An 18,566-nucleotide genomic window follows, 5' to 3' on the forward strand; every position below is an offset into this window, starting at 1 on the left:
GAGGAATTAAGAGACCCCGCACAACATTTGGGAGAGAGACCATGCGTAGAAGAACTTTCGGGCTGGCCGCGGCAGCGTTTGCAGCTTCGGTTGCCGTCGGTCCGGGCCTTGCCTGGGCCCAGGAGGAAAAGAAGGTGACGATCGGCGTTTCCATTCCGGCGGCCGACCACGGCTGGACGGCCGGCGTCGTCTTCCATGCCGAACGCGTCGCCAAGCTGCTGATGCAGCAGAATCCCGGCCTCAACGTCATCGTCAAGACGTCGCCGGATCCGGCAAGCCAGGCCAATGCCGTGCAGGACCTTGCGGTCCAGGGTATCGACGGCCTCGTCATCCTGCCGACCGATCCGGACCCGCTCGTCAACGCCATCCAGCAGGTGAAGGACAGCGGAGCCTTCGTGGCGCTTGTAGACCGTGCGCCGTCGAACAACGACAGCTCGGTCCGCGACCTCTATGTCGCCGGCAACAATCCGGCACTTGGCCAGGTCGCCGGCGAATATATCGCCAAGACCACGCCGAATGCCGAAGTCGTCGTCATCCGCGGTCTGCCGATCCCGATCGACCAGCAGCGCCAGGACGGTTTCGACAAGGGGATTGCCGGCTCCAGCGTCAAGGTTCTGGAACGCCAGTACGGCAACTGGAACCGCGACGACGCATTCCGCGTCATGCAGGACTACCTGACGAAATATCCGAAGATCGACGTGGTCTGGTGTCAGGATGACGACATGGCCGTCGGCGTCCTCGAGGCCATAGAGCAGGCCAAGCGCACCGATATCCAGTATATCGTCGCCGGCGCCGGCTCCAAGGACATGATCAAGCGCGTCATGGACGGCGACAAGATGGTGCCGGTCGACGTGCTCTATCCGCCGGCCATGGTTGCGACCGCCATGCAGCTCACCGCGGCTCATTTCTACGACCAGATTCCGGTCAGCGGCGAATACATCCTGGATGCGACGCTCGTCACCAAGGACAATGCCGAGCAGTTCTACTTCCCGGATTCTCCGTTCTGATCACCCACAGGAGGCGCGCCTTTTGCGGGCGCGCCTCTTTTCACGTCCAGCTTTTGATTTCCCCAGGAGGAAAACCATGAAGACGATCAAGGGACCAGCCATCTTTCTCGGTCAGTTCGCAGGTGATGCCGCGCCGTTCAATTCCTGGGATTCGATTACCAAATGGGCGGCCGAAAAAGGCTATGTCGGCGTCCAGGTGCCGACCTGGGCCGGTCAGCTCATCGATCTGAAGAAGGCCGCCGCGTCCAAGGATTATTGCGACGAATTCGCCGGCATCGCGCGTGCGAACGGCATCGAGGTGACCGAGCTTTCCACTCATCTCCAGGGTCAGCTCGTCGCCGTGCATCCGGCCTATGACGAGGCCTTCGACGGTTTTGCCGCACCCGAGGTCCGCGGCAATCCGAAGGCACGGCAGGCATGGGCCGTGGAACAGGTCAAGATGGCGCTGACAGCCTCCAAGCATCTCGGCATCAAGGCGCATGCGACCTTCTCCGGCGCGCTCGCCTGGCCCTTCATCTATCCCTGGCCGCAGCGCCCGGCGGGCCTTGTGGAGACAGCTTTCGACGAACTCGCGAAACGCTGGACGCCGATCCTCGACCATGCGGAAGACTGCGGCGTCGACGTCTGCTACGAAATTCATCCGGGCGAGGACCTGCATGACGGCGTGACTTTCGAGATGTTCCTGGAGCGCGTGAAGAACCACAAACGCGCCAACATGCTCTACGATCCGTCGCATTACGTTCTGCAATGCCTCGACTATCTCGACCACATCGACATCTACAAGGACCGGATCCGGATGTTCCACGTCAAGGACGCGGAATTCAATCCGACCGGCCGGCAGGGCGTCTATGGCGGTTATCAGGGCTGGGTGAACCGGGCAGGGCGTTTCCGTTCGCCGGGCGACGGGCAGGTGGATTTCGGGGCGATCTTCTCGAAGATGGCCGCCAATGATTTCGACGGCTGGGCCGTGGTCGAATGGGAATGCGCGCTGAAGAATTCCGAGGACGGTGCGCGCGAAGGGGCAGAATTCGTCAAGGCGCATATCATCCGCGTTACCGAAAAGGCTTTCGACGATTTTGCCAGCGGCGGCACGGACGAAGCGGCCAACCGGCGGATGCTCGGGCTTTGAGACTGAAGCCGGAATAGAGGCGGTGGTCATGCTTGAGAAACCTAACAAGGTAGGTTGTTGATGGCTTGGTCACCGTTCTTCGCCAGCATGGGTTACGCGACGCTCAAGGTTCTGACACAGGGCGGCATGTCTGACCGCGGCGGGCGGTCGCGGTCATCGAGGCGAGCCGGCAGTTATTCCAGGAGACTTGGAGAAAGTATCATGGTTGAAGTCACGGATGCGGAACTCGGCGAGGCCAAGCGGCGCTGGGAAAAGGAGCGGGCGCAGAGGTCGATCCCGGTCTCCGCCCGCTTTGATGTCCCTTCCGGTCGTATCGTGGTCGAGTTCGCAAATGGCGCTGCTTTCATGGTCCCGGGACGTTCGCTCGAAGGCCTGACTGATGCGACGGACGGCCAATTGGCCGAAGTTGAACTCTTGGGCGAAACCGGCCTCCACTGGGAGAGACTGGATGTCGATTACTCGATCTCCGGCCTGATGCGTGGCGTTTTCGGCAGCAGGACCTTCATGGACGCACAGCGCAAGGGCGGGCAATCCAGATCATCGGCCAAAGTAGCCGCAAGCCGTGCCAATGGAGCCAAGGGCGGGCGGCCCCGAAAGGCTGTGAACGGCTCTTGACCACGCCTGCCGCTGAACAACGACAATTTTTCCAGGAGAGGATATTTCATGGCAATCGAAGGCAAGGACGATGAGACGCGCGAGCCCCGCATCCGGCTCGGCATGGTGGGTGGCGGCGCCGGCGCCTTCATCGGGGCGGTGCATCGCATGGCGGCAAGGCTGGACGACCAGTTCGAGCTTGTCGCGGGCGCGCTGTCGTCAACCCCGGAAAAGGCGATCGCCTCGGGGCGGGATCTCGGGCTCGACCCGGCGCGCACCTATGGTTCCTACAAGGAAATGGCGATCCGCGAGGCACGGCTGAAGAACGGCATCGAGGCGGTCTCGATCGTGACGCCCAACCACGTGCATTACGACGCTGCCAAGGAATTCCTCAGGCGTGGCATCCATGTGATCTGCGACAAACCGCTCACCTCCAATCTCGCCGATGCCAAGAAGCTCAGGAAGGCGGCAGAGGAGAGCGACGCGCTTTTCATTCTCACGCATAACTACACGGGCTATCCGATGGTGCGACAGGCGCGCGAGATGGTCCAGAACGGCGATCTCGGCAAGATCCGTATCGTGCAGGTGGAATATCCGCAGGACTGGCTGACTGAGGCGGTCGAGCAGACCGGCGCCAAGCAGGCGGTCTGGCGCACCGATCCGGCGCAGTCGGGTGCCGGCGGCTCGACCGGCGATATCGGCACGCATGCCTATAACCTCGCTTCCTTCATTACCGGGCTGACGCTCGAAAGCCTCGCCGCCGATCTCGATACGTTCGTGGAGGGTCGCAGGCTCGACGACAACGCCCATGTGCTCCTGCGCTTCGAAGGCGGGGCCAAGGGCATGCTCTGGTGCAGCCAGGTGGCGCCGGGCCATGAGAACGGATTGAAGATCCGCGTCTACGGCACCAAGGGTGGCATCGAATGGGTGCAGGCGGACCCGAACTATCTGTGGTTCACGCCCTTCGGCGAATCGAAGCGGCTTCTGACCCGTGCCGGCGCCGGCGCCGGTCCTGCCGCCGCCCGGGTTTCCCGCATCCCCTCCGGTCATCCGGAAGGCTATCTCGAAGCCTTCGCGACGATCTATACGGAGGCGGCGCGCGCCATCAACGCGAAGAAGAAGGGGGTGGCGCTCGACAAGGCCGTCATCTATCCGACGGTCGACGACGGCGTGAAGGGAGTGGCCTTCGTGGAGGCCTGCGTTGCATCCTCGAAGAAGAATGGGGCGTGGGTGAGAGTGTAAAACGCGGCTCTTAACCTGAAATCTGGCCCACCAGTGCTCCAGCCGGGATATGCCACGCCCGGCTGATCTTTCTGATCTGGTCGAGGTTGATCTCGCGCCGTCCGTTCAACAGGTCCGCGGCACGGGATTTCGACCCGAGGATCTCTATCAGGTCCGCGCGGGTGTAGTTGTTGGCTTCCATGACCGATTTCAGGACTTCGGCCGGCGAAGCTTGCGGGATCGGGTAATGCCTGGCTTCATATTCTTCGATCAGCAGCATGAGCGCATCGAAATGGGCGGCCTCAATCGTGCCGTCCTCGGGCTCGTTCTCGAAATAGGGGCGAACCGCTTTCAGCGCTTCCTCGTATTCGGTTTCATTGAGCAGCGTGCGGATAGAACTGATATCCATTTTTGCTCCCCCCAAAACAACTGATGAGCAGGACCATAATTGTAGTTATACTGACAGCTTATAGTTCGAGATAGGGCCTGGAATATGGATGATTTAACAACTTTTTCGAAGAAGCTCTACCATTTCTTGGATAATGCTTTCCGTTCAATTTTTTTGTGGTTTTGTGTAAATGTTGCGTTTTGTATATTATTAATTTATCTCCGCCTTTTTCTTCCTAATGAAATTTCGAATTTATCAGATGATTTATTCAATATTTTTTTCAGTTTCGCATCAGGAGGACTGATTTCATTTCTTTTCTATTTCTTGGTAGTGTTTGTTCCCGAGCGCCGCCGCTCCAAAATCCTCAAAGAAAACATGATCTCCCTGTATAAAAGCATCAGGCAAGACGTCGTCACATCAGTAGTGATGGCAAGCATCAAAGGAGGCAGAGAAGATCTCACTGGTCAGTATGATGAAATTGAGAGCTTGACCGATGTCAGAGAGTTTAAGATCCGTTTTTCGAAAGGTAAAAAGTCTAATGAAGGATTCTATGCATTTGAAAATCAAATGATGGAGCGGACGTTTGAATTTGAGAGTATAATCCAAGACATTAAATTGCTTGCATCCCAGATAGAATTCTTTTTACACAACTATCCTATTCAAAATGGAGAGTTATTTTGTCTATTAAAGCGCTTTGAGGTGCGACTTCTATCCCTTTTTGATTCTCAAGCCGGCTACGATGAATCGGAACCTCTTACCGCATTTATCTATCAATGGCTGGCGGGCTGGGACCTTGTGAGTGGGTATCGTGATCGCGACATATTTTTTGATGCACTAGAAAAGGCCTAATCATCGCCAGGTGCGGCCTCTGCAACGTTTCAGAAATCCGTACCTTTGCCCTGTACAACCGGTCTGCGCTTGGTTAAACCGCCGCTCGATTGGCTTCCAGGCCGCGCAACCAGATAGGGTGGCACATCATGAGCAATCCCAAGACGCCTGATCCGAAGAGCTTTGCAGCCCGTTTCCCCGGCGATTTCCTGTTCGGGGTTGCGACCGCCTCCTACCAGATCGAAGGCGCGACGAAGGCCGATGGCCGCAAGCCTTCCATCTGGGATGCCTTTTCGAACATGCCGGGCCGCGTCTACGGTCGTCACAATGGCGATGTTGCCTGCGATCATTACAACCGCTGGGAAGAAGACCTCGATCTCATCAAGGAGATGGGCGTCGAAGCCTACCGTTTCTCGATCGCCTGGCCGCGCATCATTCCGGACGGCACCGGGCGCATCAACGAGAAAGGGCTCGATTTCTACGACCGGCTCATCGACGGCTGCAAGGCGCGCGGCATCAAGACCTATGCGACGCTCTACCATTGGGACCTGCCTTTGATGCTGATGGGCGACGGCGGCTGGGCGGCGCGCTCCACGGCCTATGCCTTCCAGCGTTATGCGAAAGTGGTGATGGCCCGCCTCGGCGACCGGCTCGATGCGGTCGCGACCTTCAACGAGCCCTGGTGCATCGTCTGGCTTTCCCATCTCTACGGCATCCATGCGCCGGGCGAGCAGAACGTGGAGGCGGCGCTTGCCGCCATGCATCACGTCAATCTTGCCCACGGCCTCGGCGTCGAGGCGATCCGGCATGTGACGCCGAACGTTCCTGTCGGCATCGTCATCAATGCGAACTCGGTCATTCCCGGCTCCGACAGCCCGGCAGACCTTGCCGCGGGCGAACGGGCTCACCAGTTCCACAACGGCGCCTTCTTCGATCCGGTCTTCAAGGGCGAATATCCGAAGGAATTTCTCGACGCGCTCGGGGACCGCATGCCGGCGGTCGAGGAAGGTGACTTGAAGATCATCAGCCAGAAGCTCGACTGGTGGGGCCTCAACTACTACACCCCGACGCGCGTCCATGACGATCCTGAACGCAAGGGCGATTTCCCATGGACGGTGGAGGCCAAGCGCGCCAGCGACGTCGAGACGGATATCGGCTGGGAGGTTTATGCGCCGGGCCTCAAGCTGCTGGTCGAGGACCTTTACCGCCGCTACGACCTGCCGGACTGCTACATCACCGAGAACGGCGCCTGCTACAACATGGAGCCGGTCAACGGCGAGGTGGATGACCAGCCGCGCCTCGACTATTATGTCGAGCATCTTTCAGTGGTGGCCGATCTCATCCGGGACGGCTATCCGATGAAAGGCTATTTCGCCTGGAGCCTTATGGACAATTTCGAATGGGCGGAAGGCTATCGCATGCGGTTCGGCCTCGTGCATGTGAACTACGAGACACAGGAGCGGACGATCAAGAAGAGCGGCAAGTGGTATCGCGAGCTTGCCTCGCAATTCCCCAAAGGCAATCACGCGCCCGCTGATTTCACAGATGTGAGAAGATTTTTCCTGATTTCGCATTGAAAGGGAAAATCATCCCTGTCAAAATGCGGGCGCTCCGGGCATCAATGCGGCAGAAACGAGGCCGCGCCCGGCCAGGATGTGAAAGCCAAACACGATGCTCCGGAACACCGTCTGTCTTCGAATGTGCAGCCTGCTTGGCTAATGCATGCACAAGCGGTTAAACAACCGCCAAACGATCAGACACAATCCGTGAGTCCAAGATGACAATCCAATTTCCAGCGGCTCGATCCGCGCCGGCCAAAGATGCGGCGGGCGATCCCATGGTGGCGTTCGAGGCGGTAACGAAGCGCTTCGGCCGCGACGACGAGAACCAGTTCACCGCCCTCGATGGTATCGATCTTTCCGTGGCGCGCGGCGCCATTACCGGCATCATCGGCCGCTCCGGCGCCGGCAAGTCGACGCTGATCCGCCTCGTCAACGGGCTCGAAAGAGCCACGTCCGGCCGCGTCGTGGTCGATGGCGTAGAGGTGGGCGGCCTTTCCGAAAGCGGGCTGCGCGACCTGCGCCGCGAGATCGGCATGATCTTCCAGCACTTCAACCTGCTCTCCTCGCGCACCGCCTTCGAGAACGTCGCGCTGCCGCTCGAGATCGCCGGCCTGCCCGCGAAGGCGATCAGGGACAAGGTCGGTCCGCTTCTCGATCTCGTCGGCCTCGGCGACAAGGCGAACCGTTATCCCTCCGAGCTTTCCGGCGGCCAGAAGCAGCGCATCGGCATCGCGCGGGCGCTCGCGACCTCTCCGAAACTCTTGCTTTCCGACGAGGCGACATCGGCGCTCGATCCGGAGACCACCCAGTCGATCCTCGATCTCCTGAAGCGCATCAACGCGGAACTGGGGCTTACGGTGCTGCTCATCACTCATGAGATGGAGGTGGTGAAGACCATCGCCTCCGACGTCGCGGTGATCGACCGAGGGCGGATCGTCGAAAAGGGCCGCACCTTCGACGTTTTCACCGATCCGAAGCACGAGACGACACGGGCGCTTCTTTCAGGCCTTGCCGGCGCGAAGCTGCCGGAGGCGATCGCCCGCAAGCTTGCCGCGACGCCGCAGGCGGTCTCGCGTGCCGTGGTGCGTGTCACCTTCTTCGGCGAGACGGCGCAGCAGCCGTTGGTCTCCAGGCTCATCCAGGAACTCGGTTCCGAGGTGAACATCATCGCCGGCACGATCGACGAGATCGCCGGCGAGCCCTATGGGTCGCTGGTCATCGCCTATTCGGCGACGCCCGAGGTGCTTGCCCGCGCCGAGCGCTTCTATTGTCAGACCGGCCTGCAGACGGAGGTGCTAGGTTATGTCGCCTGACATGCTCTTCAACCTGCTCACCAAGGCGCTTCTCCAGACCCTGCAGATGGTCGCCGCCGCCGGCCTCATCGGCTCGCTGATCGGCCTGCCGATCGGCGTGTTCCTGGCGACCAGCGGCCGCGGCGAACTCTATGCCGCGCCGACAGCAAACCGCATCGTCGGGCTGGTCGTGAATGCGGCGCGCTCGACGCCCTTCATCATCCTCGTCGTGGCGATCATCCCCTTCACCCGGCTGGTGGCCGGCACGTCGATCGGCACGTCGGCTGCGATCGTGCCGCTCACCATCGCCACCATTCCCTTCGTCGCGCGGCTGGCCGAAGCGGCGATCCGCGAAGTGGACAAGGGCCTGATCGAGGCTGCGCGCGCCATGGGCGCCACGCCGATGCAGATCGTTTTCAAGGTGCTGCTCGCCGAAGCCAGGCCCGGCCTGACGCTGGCGCTCACGCTCACGCTCGTCAGCCTGGTCGGCTATTCGGCCATGGTTGGCGCGGTCGGCGGCGGCGGGCTCGGCGACCTCGGCATCCGCTACGGCTACCAGCGCTTCATGCCGGACGTCATGCTGGCGGTGGTCGTGGTGCTGATCGTGCTCGTGCAGGCGATCCAGAGCCTGGGCGACGCGCTCGCCCGACGCTTCGACAAGCGCAGCCGCAAGACCTGATTTTTGAAATCCAGCCTCCCAAGACTGGCCTCGACAACAACCTGAAGGAGACACCCATGAGGAAGTTCATCATCGCGGCGGCGTTTGCCGCTTTGGCAGCCGCCCCGGCACTTGCGGAAACGATCAAGATCGGCGTGACCCCCGGCCCGCATGCCCAGATCATGGAAAAGGTCAAGGAAGTGGCGGCCGGCAAGGGCCTCGATATCGATATCCTCGAATTCTCCGATTACGTGGTTCCGAACCAGGCACTGGCGGACGGCGAGCTCAATGCAAACTCCTTCCAGCACCAGCCCTATCTCGACAACCAGGTGGCCGATCGCAAGTTCGATCTCGTCAGCGTCGCCCAGACCGTCAACTTCCCGATGGGCGTCTATTCGAAGAAGGTTAAGAGCCTTGACGAGCTGAAGGACGGAGCAACCGTCGCCATCCCGAACGATCCGACGAACGGCGGTCGCGCGCTGCTCATCCTCGCCGACCAGGGGCTGATCAAGGTTGACGCCGCCAAGGGCCTCAAGATCGGCCCGGCCGACGTGACCGAAAACCCGAAGAACATCGAGTTCGCCGAACTCGATGCCGCCCAGCTCCCTCGCTCGCTCGATGATGTCGACGCGTCGGTGATCAATACCAATTACGCGCTGGAAGCCGGCCTCAATCCGAAGACGGATCCGATCGCCCGCGAAGGTGAGAAGGCGCCCTACATCAACGTCATCGCCGTCAGCGCTAAGGACAAGGATGCTGCCTGGGTCAAGACGCTGATCGAGGCCTATCACAGCGATTCCGTGAAGGATTTCGTCAATACCCAGTTCAAGGGTGCGGTCGTCGCAGCCTGGTAATTTCAGGATTTTCTGTATTTCTTTGCAGGGCCGGTCCTCGAAGGCGAGGGCCGGCCTTCTTCTTTAGAGCGTTTCCCTTTCATGCTGGATCGTATCCGCATGATGTGAAGAAATTGCGCGCCTCCTGAGGCTCGATGAGGTCGAGCAGTTTTCCGATCCTGTCCCAAAGGCCCGATACGGTGCGCTCTGCCGCCTTGCGTAGGAGCGCTTTGAGCTTTGAGAATGCCTTCTCTATGGGATTGAAGTCTGGGCTGTAGGGCGGGAGGAAGAGCATGCGCGCACCGGCAGCCTCGATCATCTCACGCGCCGCCGGTCGCTTGTGGCTGGAGAGATTGTCAAGGATGACGACATCGCCAGGCTTCAGGGTCGGCACAAGAACCTGGGCGACATAGGCCTCGAACCATTCTCCGTTGATCGGCCCGTCGATGACGAGCGGCGCAACCATTCCTGTGCTGCGCAAGCCAGCCACCAGCGTCGTGGTCTTGCGGTGGCCGTGCGGGAAGCCCATTCGCAGGCGCTCTCCCTTCCTGCATCGTCCGTGGGTGCGCGCCATGTTCGTCGCGGTCCAGGTTTCGTCGATGAAAACGAGCTTGGCAGGATCAAGGTCCAGTTGATCATCGAACCACTGCTGACGTTGTTCCAGGACGTCGGGACGGCTTTGCTCTACCGCGTGGCCAGTCTTTTTTTGCGAGTCTGGCCGTGCCGGACAAGAAACCGGTGCAAAGCCGATTTGCTGATCGTGATGCCCTGGGCAGAAAGCGTGTCACGCAGCTCGAACAAGGTTCCATCGCGGTGCTCAGCGAGCCATGCCATGATCGCCTCGCGATGGGCCTCTGTCTTTCGGGAATTTCGATCTCCGCCAAGAGGACCAGGTCGCACGTCGCCCTGGTGAAGTTGCAGATTTCGCCAGCGGCTGACGCTTGCGGCACTCACGCCGAACCGTTCAGCAGCTTCTCGGTGGGTCGCACCAGCGGAAACAGCAGCAAGCACGCGAACACGCAGATCGACTGAAAGGGCTTTCGACATATCCGCCGACCTCCATCGGCAGATAGTTTGAATCAGACAGCGCCTGATTTGCAAAGCCCACAAAGATTCAATCAGTCAGGGAAACGCTCTAACGCTATCTGAAGGAATACCCGCGAAAGATGTAAAATCCAACGAGGTATTCCATGCGGTTTCTTCCGTCACGTTTTCGGCGCCCCGTTTCCGTCGGCCGTCGTTCCGCCGTGACGTCGATGCTGTTTGTTTTTGCGGTCGTCGTCGTCCTGGTGACGACCTTCATTCTGACCGCGCTCGATCGTCTTGCGGACCATGCCAATCGTCTTGATGACGCCCGGTCGCGGGAAACCACCACAGGCGCGATCCATACGTTCGAAGATCAGCTCCACGCGACGCTGAACGACTATGCCGCCTGGGACGATGCCGCCAGGTTCGTCTACGCCGGCGATCAGGAGTGGATCGTCAGCAACTACGGTGACATGACCGTCAATAGCGATCTCTTCGACCTTGCCGTGGTCATGGATGCGGACCGGAACGTGCTCATGGCCTATCAGGACGGTCAGCCGGTTACCTGGTCGCCGCGGGATTATCTCGACGCATCGCTCTGGACGTTGTTCGACATGGCGAGTTCTGCCAGTCCTGCCGCTGTGCCGGAAGCGGCAGGCTTCATCCGGACCAAAAAGGGCGTGGCTGCCGTCGGGGTCGCGTTGATCCGTCAGAAATCCGGCGCCCTCGACCAATCGCCGCAGAGCCACCGCTTCCTGATCTTTGCACGCCATCTGGACGAGGCAAAGGTCAAGAAGCTCGCGGAGACCTATGTCATCGACGGCCTTCGCTTTGCCGATGCGGGCGAGGTGACGCCCAATACCGTGGAGATCCGCAATATCCATGGCAAGGTGCTGCAGCAGCTTGTCTGGCGTTCGCGACTGCCGGGCAATATGGCGTATGCGCAGGTGCGACCGCTCGTCTATTCTGCACTTGCCATGGTCGGCCTGTTCTTCCTGCTTCTCTTCGTCTCCGGCAGCAAGACGCTGAACCGGCTGAAAGCGGATGAGGCGGCTGCGCGGCACCTTGCGATGAGAGACCGGCTGAGCGGGCTTCTGAACCGGGCAGGCTTCTTTGCCGCACTGGACGGCCTTGTCCTGGAAAGCCGCCGTGGCGGCATCGACGTAGCTCTGCTCTATCTCGATCTCGACGGGTTCAAGGAGGTCAACGACGCCTATGGCCACGGCACCGGCGACAGGTTGATCCGCGGTGTGGCGGCCGGCCTCAAGGCGCTTGTCGGCAAGGAGGCGATCCTTGCCCGGGTTGGCGGTGACGAGTTCGCCGTTGCTGTTTCCTCCGCGCATGTCTGCCGGATCGCGGATATCCTGAGCGACCGAATCCACGGCTTCCTTGACGAGCCCTTCGTGATCGGCGAACGGGTCGCGACCGTCGGAACCAGCATCGGCGTTGCCATCTCCCGACGGGGCGGGATTTCAGGCGAGGAACTGGTGCGGCATGCCGACATGGCCATGTATCGCGCCAAGGAGACCGGCGGCGGCCGGACCGTGCATTTCCAGCCGGAGATGGATGCGGAGCGCCAGGAGCGCAATATGCTGGAGATTGATCTCAGGCGGGCAATCGAGCGACGCGAAATCAATGTGGTTTATCAGCCCGTGGTGGATGCGCAGACATGGCGTCTGGTCGGTGTCGAGGCCCTCGCCCGTTGGGATCGCGAGGGGCATGGTCCGGTGTCGCCCGACGTCTTCATTCCGATCGCAGAATCGACCGGCCTTATCGATCAGCTTGGGCTGTTTGTGCTGCGCCGCGCCTGCGAGATGATCGCTCACTGGCCGGATCTGAGGCTCTCCGTCAACATTTCACCGGGACAGTTCCGCGATCCCGCCTTTGCCGTGCATGTCGGGGCGGTCTTCCGGGAGGCGGAAACGGACCCGGCGCGCATTACGCTGGAAATGACCGAGGGCTATTTCATCCGGAATCCGGACCGTGCGCGTATAGCGCTCGCCACGCTGCAACAGCTTGGCGTGAAAATCGCCCTCGACGACTTCGGGGCCGGCTTTTCCAGTGTCGGATATCTCCGCCAATTCGGCTTCGACAGGATGAAGCTCGACAAGTCGATGGTGCATGCCCTGGACAGAGGGGGGCGCGCCGTCGAGATGCTGCAGGCGACGGTGGCGCTTGCCCGTGCGCTCGATATTCCGGTGACGGCCGAGGGCGTGGAGACTGAAAACCAGGCGTTGGCGCTGAAGGTCAGCGGTTGCGACGAGCTGCAAGGCTATATGTTCGGCAAACCGATGTCGGCCGGCGAAATCGACGCCCTCTATCGCGGCGACCGGAGGCCGGGCGGCCTCAGCGCGGCTTGAGAAATCAGCCGCCGATATGCTTCTCGCCGCGCTTCTTTGCCAGCATGATCTGGTGCTGCCGCTGGCGATAGCGCAGCCGGTCTTCTTCCGTCCGCGTGTGATAGCAATGGCTGCAGGAAACGCCTTCCTCGAAATAGGGCGAATTGACCTCTTCGGCCGAAATCGGATTGCGGCAGGCATGGCAGAGCCGGTGCGGGCCTTCCGTCAACCCGTGCTCGACCGAGACCCGCTCGTCGAAGACGAAGCAGGCGCCTTCCCAGAGGCTTTCTTCCTGCGGCACGTCCTCGAGGTATTTCAGGATGCCGCCCTTCAGGTGGTAGACGTCCTCGAAACCCTGCTCCTTCATGAAGGCGGTCGCCTTCTCGCAGCGGATACCGCCGGTGCAGTACATGGCGATCTTCGGCTTGTTGTGCAGGCCGGGATTGTTCTTCACCCAGTCCGGAAACTCGCGGAACGTCTTGGTCTTCGGATCGACGGCGCCCTTGAAGATGCCGATTGCCGTCTCGTAGTCGTTGCGGGTGTCGATGACGATCGTGTCCGGGTCGGAGATCAGCGCGTTCCAGTCCTTCGGATCGACATAGGTGCCGACGATGCGGTTGGGATCGATATCCTCGACGCCCATCGTGACGATTTCCCTTTTCAGCCGCACCTTCATGCGCAGGAAAGGCATCTTCGAGGCCCGGCTCTCCTTGTGTTCCAGCTTTGCGAATTCCGGCTGGGAACGCAGGTAGGCCAGAAGGCGGGCGATCGCGTCGTCGGTCCCGGCGACGGTGCCGTTGATGCCCTCGCGGGCGATGAGCAGCGTCCCCTTGATGCCATTCTCATCACAGAAGGCCTGCAGCGGCGCGCGAAAACTCTCGTAGCGGTCGAAACGCGCGAAATGGTAGAGCGCGGCCACGAGAAAGGCGCCCGTCGTTTCGGGGCGGGATAAAGCGAGATTGTCTGTCATGGCGCTGAAATACAGGGTCAGACCGGTTCGCGCAACGTGGTTTCTTTCTTGGATCGTGATGCGTCTTGATGCGAATTGCTATCGTCGTGCCGTCCACTCCGCGTAGGGCCGCATACCGAAATCGGCATCCGGCTCGTCATTGAGTACGCTGATGAACTCAATCGAATGACCGTCGGGATCATGGAAATAGAGCGAAAGCGCCGGCATCCAGCCAATGACGATCGGTTCAGTGATGGGTTCGCCGTGAAAGCCATGCACCTCGATACCCTTTGCCTGCAACAGGGAAGGGGCCTGCATCATCTCGTCTCGCGCCAGACGGAATGCGAGGTGCAGGCGCATCCGCAGAGGACCGGTGCCCGTCTCCCAGAGACCGAGCATGCCGTTCTTCTTACCGTCTACCCAAAAGAACGCAATGCGACGTTCGATGAACTCGGCCGCAAGTTCCAGCCCAAGGACGTCACGGTAGAATGGGATGGAGGTCTTGAGGCTGGCAACGGTAAGATGAGTTTCGTAAATGCCCTGGATCTGGGGCGTTGTCGTACTTGCAGGCATGTTTTCCTCAAAGGTCTGTTTCATCGACCTCCGAAGCTTGCAACCTCAACTGGACTTGAGGTCAATAGGTGTTTCCGTCAATTCCAATCCGGGTGTGCAATCGGGATGTCATTTCTTCCTGAGAAGACTGCCTCAGACCGGTTCGCGCAACGTGGTTTCTTGCGGATGCGTTTCGTGCCCTTTGTGGACCTTTACCGCCCTGCGCTCCCTGCGAGGGGTGTCGGCCGCCTTTTCCCAGAGAATGGCGATGAGGGAGCTTTCTGTCTCCGCACTGTCGGCGAAGACATCCTCCGCCTTTCCCAGGGCCTCGTGTCTCAGCGCCTGCTGACGTGCGATGATGGCGCCGAGCATGAGGGCGAGCGTGTCGCCGTTGCCGAAAAGTTCCGGGCTTTCATTGACGAGCCCCGTCAAGACGGAAAGGTCGTGCTCGTGGCCAAGCAGGTCGACGAGGTCCTTGGCTTGCCTTTGTTTCGCCAGCATGGCGGATGGCCAGATCTCGCCGAGCAGCGAAATGTGCATCCAGTAGATCTGACCGCATTTGCGCAGTTCGTGATAGGCTTCGGCATCGCCGTGTTTCGCACAGGCGGCAAGCGCGCCATGCGCCCTCAGCCGCTGCTTCCTCCAGGCCTTGGCAAGCCGCTTGGCGGTCTTATGGGGATCGTCGCTCAATTCGAGCTCCTCGATGGCGCCGATCGCTTCGTGGCAGGTTGCGACCGCCGCCTCCATCTTGGCCGGGAGGTCGTGCTCCTCGGCGGCGATCCGGTCGCGCCGCTCCGTCAATGTCTTGGACGCGAAAGCAAGGGCGGCCAGTTCTTCAGCCGAATCCGCCAGGCTTGCGAGATAATCCACGGTTTCCACCAGGGCCGTCGCGTCGCGCACGCCTGCAAGCGTCCGCGCCATGTCGCGGATGCGGGCGTTTTCGCGTCGGCGGAATTCCTTCGCGTCCGGCTGGATCAGCCGGTAGAGGGAGCGTACCCGCTTGAACCGCTTGCGGGCATCGTGCACCGCCTCGTGCGGCCCGTCCGGCTGGTCCTCCATCAGACGGATCGCTTTCAAAAGCTGGCTTTCGGCGACCGAGCGGAATTCAGTAGTGAAGGGCTTATCGGGCCGCAGACGATAGGCCATTGATCAGCTCCCTGCTCAAATCCTCAGTCGCCATCACCGCATTCGAATAACGCCGGTCGCCGGTGATCTCTCGTCCCACCCAGCCGGGGAGTTCAGGGCTCGCGTTCTCGTCTTCTATCTCGACTTCCGCCACGATAAGCCCCTTGTAGGTCCCGCCATAGACATCGACCTCCCAGACATAGCCCTCGTGCTTCACCTCGTAGCGGGTCTTTTCGAGCACGATGCCGACGGCGCTCTGCACCATTTCCTCGGCATCGGAGAGGGGGATGTCGTATTCGAATTCGTCGCGGGCGATGAGCTTGCGACCGATCTTGATGGTGAGCGTGGCGCGAGCGTGGTCCATGATCCGGACACGGACCGAGCGGTCGTCGCCGGAAGCGATGTAGGCCTGGAGGAAATCCGAGGACGACGACACTTCGGAACGCCAGCCATCGTCCTTCACCAGATACTTGCGCTCGATTTCCTTGGCCATGCGCCGCCTATATCACTCAGGAACTCCTGTAACCCTAGTGCAAAGGTTTGATTTGGCAAACCCGCCTTGCTGCCGCATGGTGTTTTTTCTCGACAATGAAGGTCTCGGGCGTTATCTCCGGGCTCAGTTTCAATCGTTTTAGCGGAGATTATCGCCATGGCCGGCAAGAGCGAAAAGCTGCTTTCTATCCTGAAGCTGCAGCCCGTGGTCCCGGTGCTGATCGTCGACGATGCGAAATCGGCGGTCGGACTTGCCAAGGCACTCGTCGCCGGCGGTCTGAAGGCGATCGAGATCACCATGCGCACGCCGGCAGCCCTTGACGCGGTGAAGGCCGTCGCCACGGAAGTGGAAGGCGCCAATGTCGGCGCCGGAACGATCCTCAATGCGAGGGATTTCGAGGCAGCGGTCAAGGCGGGCTCGACCTTCATCGTCAGCCCAGGCTCGACGCCGGGCGTTCTTTCCGCCGCCAAGGATTCGCCCGTGCCGCTGCTGCCGGGCGCTGCAACGGCCAGCGAAGTCATGGCGCTGCGCGAGGCAGGCTACGAAGTCCTGAAATTCTTCCCGGCCGAACAGGCCGGTGGTGCCGCCTATCTGAAGGCGCTTTCATCGCCGCTCGCCGGGACGCTGTTCTGCCCGACCGGCGGCATTTCGCTGAAGAATGCCAACGACTATCTCTCACTGCCGAATGTCGTCTGTGTCGGTGGCTCCTGGGTGGCGCCGAAGGAACTCGTTTCGGCCGGCGACTGGACCGGCATCACGAAGCTCGCTTCGGAAGCGGCGGCGCTGAAGGCCTGATCGCCCGCGGCGAGACGCTCACAACCCCGTCTTTGTAATTTCACAATCGCATTCCTATCTTGCTCCCGAAACCAACAGGGAGATCACGCGATGTTTGACGCCAAGAAGCTTCTCGACCAGTTCCTGGGCTCGCAGGTGCCGGGCCTTTCGGGAACGGTGAAGGACAGGGCAGGGCAGGCGGGCCAGCTCGCCAGGGACAATCCGCTTGCCACCGGCGCGATCGTCGCGGCTCTTCTAGGCACGAAGACCGGCCGTAAACTCGCCGGCAATGTCGCGACGGTCGGCGGCCTCGCCGCAATCGCCGGCCTCGGTTATCTCGCCTACAAGAACTACAAGTCCGGCCAGTCGCCGGAGACCGTGCCGCAGCCATCGCCACAGGCCGGGACGCCCGTCCTGCCGCCGCCTGCCGATTCCGCTTTCAGCACGCAATCGCCGCTGCTCACCAACGATTTCGCGCTCACGCTCATTCGCGCCATGATCGCCGCTGCCAAGGCGGACGGCCATATCGACGAGAGCGAGCGCGCCAACATCATGGAAAAGGTGCACGCGGTCGATCTCGGTTCGGAGGCGGAGGCTTTCATCGAGCACGAACTCGCCAATCCGGTCGATATGGACGAGCTAGTTGCGGCAGCCAGGACCGAAGAGCAGAAGGTCGAAATCTATGCCGCCACGCGGCTGACGATCGATCCAGATACGCGTGCCGAACGTGGCTATCTCGACCTGCTTGCCGGTCGCCTCGGCCTGCCGGATGCTTTGATCGACCATATCGACGCCACCGTCTCGGCGGCGAAGGTGAAGGTTTGATCGCTGCCTTCAGGCCAGTTGCGTTTGCCCCGCCGCTGGCCTAAGCCTCTTTGCTCAATGGCAGAGGCAGACATGCGCGATCTCAAGAACTACAAGGTGGCCGCTCCCGCTCCGGTCACACTCAAGGGCCGGTTCGTGACCCTCGAACCCTATGAGAGGGAAAAGCACCTTCAGGCGCTGTGGGATGCATTGGGCGGCAAGGCGGGCATCAACGATCTGCTCAAATATTTTCCCAATGACGAATATGCCGAAGCCGGAGAACTTGGCGCCTGGATCGAGAACGCCCGTGCCGTTTCGAACTGGGTGACGCTGGTCTTCCGCGAGAACGCCACCGGCAAGGTGGTCGGCATGGCGAGCTACATGCGTCCCGACCCGAAGAACGGTGTGGTCGAGGTCGGTTCCGTCGCGCACGGGCTTTCGATGAAGCGCTCGCCGATTGCGACCGAAGCGCATTACCTGATGGCCAAGCACGCCTTCGAGGATCTCGATTACCGCCGCTACGAGTGGAAATGCCATAACGAAAACGAGGCGAGCAAGACGACGGCGCGGCGTTACGGCTTCACCTTCGAAGGCGTCTTCCGCCAGCACGTCATCTCCAAGGGCGCCAATCGCGATACCGCCTGGTTCTCGATGATCGACACGGATTGGCCGCTCATCAAGGCCGCCTTCGAGGCCTGGCTCCTGCCGGAGAATTTCGACGCGGAAGGTAGGCAGAGGCGGCGGCTCGAAGATATTCGCGCCGGGATTGCCAAGGACATGGCCGCATGAGCCCCGAAACCAGATCACAGGCAATCGCCGCTGCCGTTATCCTTATCGGCGCCGGCCTCGTCATTTATTTCCTGCCGGCCATTGTGCTCGGCATCGGAGAGTTTTCGCCGGCGCTCGGCTTCATTGTCGGCGCGGCATTGCTGCTCGGCTTCTTCGCGATCTTCTGGCTGAGAGCGCGCTATCAGCGGCGCAAATAGCCGTCT

Annotated in this window: 20 protein-coding genes; 14 read left to right on the plus strand and 6 right to left on the minus strand. The window is 60.7% G+C overall.

The genetic code is table 11. From position 1 onward, the window contains the following. Positions 1–41: 41 nt before the first annotated feature. From QEO92_RS27060 to QEO92_RS27075, 4 genes are all read left to right on the plus strand, one after another. Positions 42–1,007 (plus strand): substrate-binding domain-containing protein, encoded by a 966-nt coding sequence (locus QEO92_RS27060; RefSeq protein ID WP_037149868.1) that lies wholly within the window; start codon positions 42–44, stop codon positions 1,005–1,007. A 76-nt stretch (positions 1,008–1,083) separates the two neighbouring features. Further along, entirely contained in the window at positions 1,084–2,136 is a 1,053-nt protein-coding gene (locus tag QEO92_RS27065) for a sugar phosphate isomerase/epimerase family protein (RefSeq protein WP_037149870.1), read from the plus strand. A 201-nt stretch (positions 2,137–2,337) separates the two neighbouring features. After that, positions 2,338–2,751, plus strand: a complete 414-nt coding sequence (locus QEO92_RS27070; RefSeq protein WP_037149872.1) for a DUF2442 domain-containing protein — start codon at positions 2,338–2,340, stop codon at positions 2,749–2,751. Between the two features lie 48 nt (positions 2,752–2,799). Continuing rightward, positions 2,800–3,972, plus strand: coding sequence for a Gfo/Idh/MocA family protein (locus QEO92_RS27075; RefSeq protein WP_227705312.1), 1,173 nt, complete (start codon positions 2,800–2,802; stop codon positions 3,970–3,972). A gap of 10 nt (positions 3,973–3,982) precedes the next feature. Here the strand turns inward: QEO92_RS27075 and QEO92_RS27080 are convergent, their stop codons facing one another. Continuing rightward, the gene (locus QEO92_RS27080; RefSeq protein ID WP_227705313.1) at positions 3,983–4,360 is read right to left on the minus strand and encodes a helix-turn-helix domain-containing protein; all 378 of its coding nucleotides are present in this window, start codon (positions 4,358–4,360) and stop codon (positions 3,983–3,985) included. A gap of 84 nt (positions 4,361–4,444) precedes the next feature. Between QEO92_RS27080 and QEO92_RS27085 the strand changes: the two genes are divergently transcribed. The 5 genes from QEO92_RS27085 (at position 4,445) to QEO92_RS27105 (ending at position 9,533) form a co-directional block, all read left to right on the plus strand. Next, positions 4,445–5,188, plus strand: a complete 744-nt coding sequence (locus tag QEO92_RS27085; RefSeq protein ID WP_227705314.1) for a hypothetical protein — start codon at positions 4,445–4,447, stop codon at positions 5,186–5,188. Between the two features lie 128 nt (positions 5,189–5,316). After that, positions 5,317–6,744 (plus strand): GH1 family beta-glucosidase, encoded by a 1,428-nt coding sequence (locus QEO92_RS27090; protein WP_227705315.1) that lies wholly within the window; start codon positions 5,317–5,319, stop codon positions 6,742–6,744. A 200-nt stretch (positions 6,745–6,944) separates the two neighbouring features. Next, on the plus strand, positions 6,945–8,042 hold the full coding sequence (locus QEO92_RS27095; RefSeq protein WP_407722176.1) for a methionine ABC transporter ATP-binding protein: 1,098 nt from the start codon (positions 6,945–6,947) through the stop codon (positions 8,040–8,042). Continuing rightward, complete coding sequence (locus tag QEO92_RS27100) at positions 8,032–8,700, plus strand: methionine ABC transporter permease (RefSeq protein ID WP_037149812.1); 669 nt, start codon at positions 8,032–8,034, stop codon at positions 8,698–8,700. Before QEO92_RS27095 ends, QEO92_RS27100 begins: the two co-directional genes overlap by 11 nt. Positions 8,701–8,756: 56 nt before the next feature. Beyond that, positions 8,757–9,533: a MetQ/NlpA family ABC transporter substrate-binding protein gene (locus QEO92_RS27105; protein ID WP_037149814.1), complete on the plus strand. Its 777-nt coding sequence runs from the start codon at positions 8,757–8,759 to the stop codon at positions 9,531–9,533. A 79-nt stretch (positions 9,534–9,612) separates the two neighbouring features. Here the strand turns inward: QEO92_RS27105 and QEO92_RS27110 are convergent. Beyond that, positions 9,613–10,559, minus strand: a protein-coding gene (locus QEO92_RS27110) for an IS630 family transposase (protein ID WP_227705302.1) whose coding sequence is annotated in 2 segments (ribosomal slippage) — positions 9,613–10,211 and positions 10,211–10,559 — 948 coding nt in all. Because the reading frame shifts where the segments join, the coding sequence is not laid out codon by codon here. Between the two features lie 143 nt (positions 10,560–10,702). Here QEO92_RS27110 and QEO92_RS27115 point away from each other — a divergent pair. Further along, positions 10,703–12,898: a bifunctional diguanylate cyclase/phosphodiesterase gene (locus tag QEO92_RS27115; RefSeq protein ID WP_227705316.1), complete on the plus strand. Its 2,196-nt coding sequence runs from the start codon at positions 10,703–10,705 to the stop codon at positions 12,896–12,898. A 4-nt stretch (positions 12,899–12,902) separates the two neighbouring features. Here the strand turns inward: QEO92_RS27115 and trhO are convergent, their stop codons facing one another. The 4 genes from trhO to QEO92_RS27135 all read right to left on the minus strand — a co-directional run bounded on the left by trhO (position 12,903) and on the right by QEO92_RS27135 (position 15,996). Then, entirely contained in the window at positions 12,903–13,847 is a 945-nt protein-coding gene (gene trhO / locus QEO92_RS27120; protein WP_227705317.1) for an oxygen-dependent tRNA uridine(34) hydroxylase TrhO, read from the minus strand. A gap of 78 nt (positions 13,848–13,925) precedes the next feature. Continuing rightward, positions 13,926–14,423 (minus strand): VOC family protein, encoded by a 498-nt coding sequence (locus QEO92_RS27125; protein WP_227705318.1) that lies wholly within the window; start codon positions 14,421–14,423, stop codon positions 13,926–13,928. A gap of 108 nt (positions 14,424–14,531) precedes the next feature. Further along, positions 14,532–15,524 carry a CHAD domain-containing protein gene (locus tag QEO92_RS27130; RefSeq protein WP_227705319.1) on the minus strand — a complete coding sequence of 331 codons (993 nt, stop codon included), beginning with the start codon at positions 15,522–15,524 and terminating at the stop codon, positions 14,532–14,534. Beyond that, positions 15,499–15,996, minus strand: coding sequence for a CYTH domain-containing protein (locus QEO92_RS27135; RefSeq protein ID WP_227705320.1), 498 nt, complete (start codon positions 15,994–15,996; stop codon positions 15,499–15,501). Before QEO92_RS27135 ends, QEO92_RS27130 begins: the two co-directional genes overlap by 26 nt. 156 nt (positions 15,997–16,152) lie before the next feature. Here QEO92_RS27135 and QEO92_RS27140 point away from each other — a divergent pair, with 156 nt between their 5' ends. The 4 genes from QEO92_RS27140 to QEO92_RS27155 all read left to right on the plus strand — a co-directional run bounded on the left by QEO92_RS27140 (position 16,153) and on the right by QEO92_RS27155 (position 18,560). After that, positions 16,153–16,791 carry a 2-dehydro-3-deoxy-phosphogluconate aldolase gene (locus tag QEO92_RS27140; protein WP_227705321.1) on the plus strand — a complete coding sequence of 213 codons (639 nt, stop codon included), beginning with the start codon at positions 16,153–16,155 and terminating at the stop codon, positions 16,789–16,791. Positions 16,792–16,881: 90 nt separating this feature from the next. Then, positions 16,882–17,595: a tellurite resistance TerB family protein gene (locus QEO92_RS27145; RefSeq protein ID WP_227705322.1), complete on the plus strand. Its 714-nt coding sequence runs from the start codon at positions 16,882–16,884 to the stop codon at positions 17,593–17,595. A gap of 72 nt (positions 17,596–17,667) precedes the next feature. Further along, entirely contained in the window at positions 17,668–18,363 is a 696-nt protein-coding gene (locus tag QEO92_RS27150) for a GNAT family N-acetyltransferase (protein ID WP_227705323.1), read from the plus strand. After that, a complete protein-coding gene (locus tag QEO92_RS27155) occupies positions 18,360–18,560 on the plus strand; it encodes a dolichyl-diphosphooligosaccharide--protein glycosyltransferase subunit 2 (RefSeq protein WP_227705324.1) in 201 nt (66 codons plus the stop codon). Before QEO92_RS27150 ends, QEO92_RS27155 begins: the two co-directional genes overlap by 4 nt. The last annotated feature ends 6 nt before the right edge of the window (positions 18,561–18,566 follow it).

It is taken from the genome of Neorhizobium petrolearium (assembly GCF_029854435.1).
GTDB lineage: Bacteria > Pseudomonadota > Alphaproteobacteria > Rhizobiales > Rhizobiaceae > Neorhizobium > Neorhizobium petrolearium.

Coding starts and splice junctions, on each gene's coding strand:
- QEO92_RS27140 (WP_227705321.1), top strand. CDS start 16,153: ATGGCCGGCAAGAGCGAAAAGCTGCTTTCTATCCTGAAGCTGCAGCCC.
- QEO92_RS27135 (WP_227705320.1), bottom strand. CDS start 15,996: ATGGCCAAGGAAATCGAGCGCAAGTATCTGGTGAAGGACGATGGCTGG.
- trhO (WP_227705317.1), bottom strand. CDS start 13,847: ATGACAGACAATCTCGCTTTATCCCGCCCCGAAACGACGGGCGCCTTT.
- QEO92_RS27145 (WP_227705322.1), top strand. CDS start 16,882: ATGTTTGACGCCAAGAAGCTTCTCGACCAGTTCCTGGGCTCGCAGGTG.
- QEO92_RS27115 (WP_227705316.1), top strand. CDS start 10,703: ATGCGGTTTCTTCCGTCACGTTTTCGGCGCCCCGTTTCCGTCGGCCGT.
- QEO92_RS27070 (WP_037149872.1), top strand. CDS start 2,338: ATGGTTGAAGTCACGGATGCGGAACTCGGCGAGGCCAAGCGGCGCTGG.
- QEO92_RS27130 (WP_227705319.1), bottom strand. CDS start 15,524: ATGGCCTATCGTCTGCGGCCCGATAAGCCCTTCACTACTGAATTCCGC.
- QEO92_RS27100 (WP_037149812.1), top strand. CDS start 8,032: ATGTCGCCTGACATGCTCTTCAACCTGCTCACCAAGGCGCTTCTCCAG.
- QEO92_RS27155 (WP_227705324.1), top strand. CDS start 18,360: ATGAGCCCCGAAACCAGATCACAGGCAATCGCCGCTGCCGTTATCCTT.
- QEO92_RS27150 (WP_227705323.1), top strand. CDS start 17,668: ATGCGCGATCTCAAGAACTACAAGGTGGCCGCTCCCGCTCCGGTCACA.
- QEO92_RS27095 (WP_407722176.1), top strand. CDS start 6,945: ATGACAATCCAATTTCCAGCGGCTCGATCCGCGCCGGCCAAAGATGCG.
- QEO92_RS27075 (WP_227705312.1), top strand. CDS start 2,800: ATGGCAATCGAAGGCAAGGACGATGAGACGCGCGAGCCCCGCATCCGG.
- QEO92_RS27060 (WP_037149868.1), top strand. CDS start 42: ATGCGTAGAAGAACTTTCGGGCTGGCCGCGGCAGCGTTTGCAGCTTCG.
- QEO92_RS27125 (WP_227705318.1), bottom strand. CDS start 14,423: ATGAAACAGACCTTTGAGGAAAACATGCCTGCAAGTACGACAACGCCC.
- QEO92_RS27080 (WP_227705313.1), bottom strand. CDS start 4,360: ATGGATATCAGTTCTATCCGCACGCTGCTCAATGAAACCGAATACGAG.
- QEO92_RS27090 (WP_227705315.1), top strand. CDS start 5,317: ATGAGCAATCCCAAGACGCCTGATCCGAAGAGCTTTGCAGCCCGTTTC.
- QEO92_RS27105 (WP_037149814.1), top strand. CDS start 8,757: ATGAGGAAGTTCATCATCGCGGCGGCGTTTGCCGCTTTGGCAGCCGCC.
- QEO92_RS27065 (WP_037149870.1), top strand. CDS start 1,084: ATGAAGACGATCAAGGGACCAGCCATCTTTCTCGGTCAGTTCGCAGGT.
- QEO92_RS27085 (WP_227705314.1), top strand. CDS start 4,445: ATGGATGATTTAACAACTTTTTCGAAGAAGCTCTACCATTTCTTGGAT.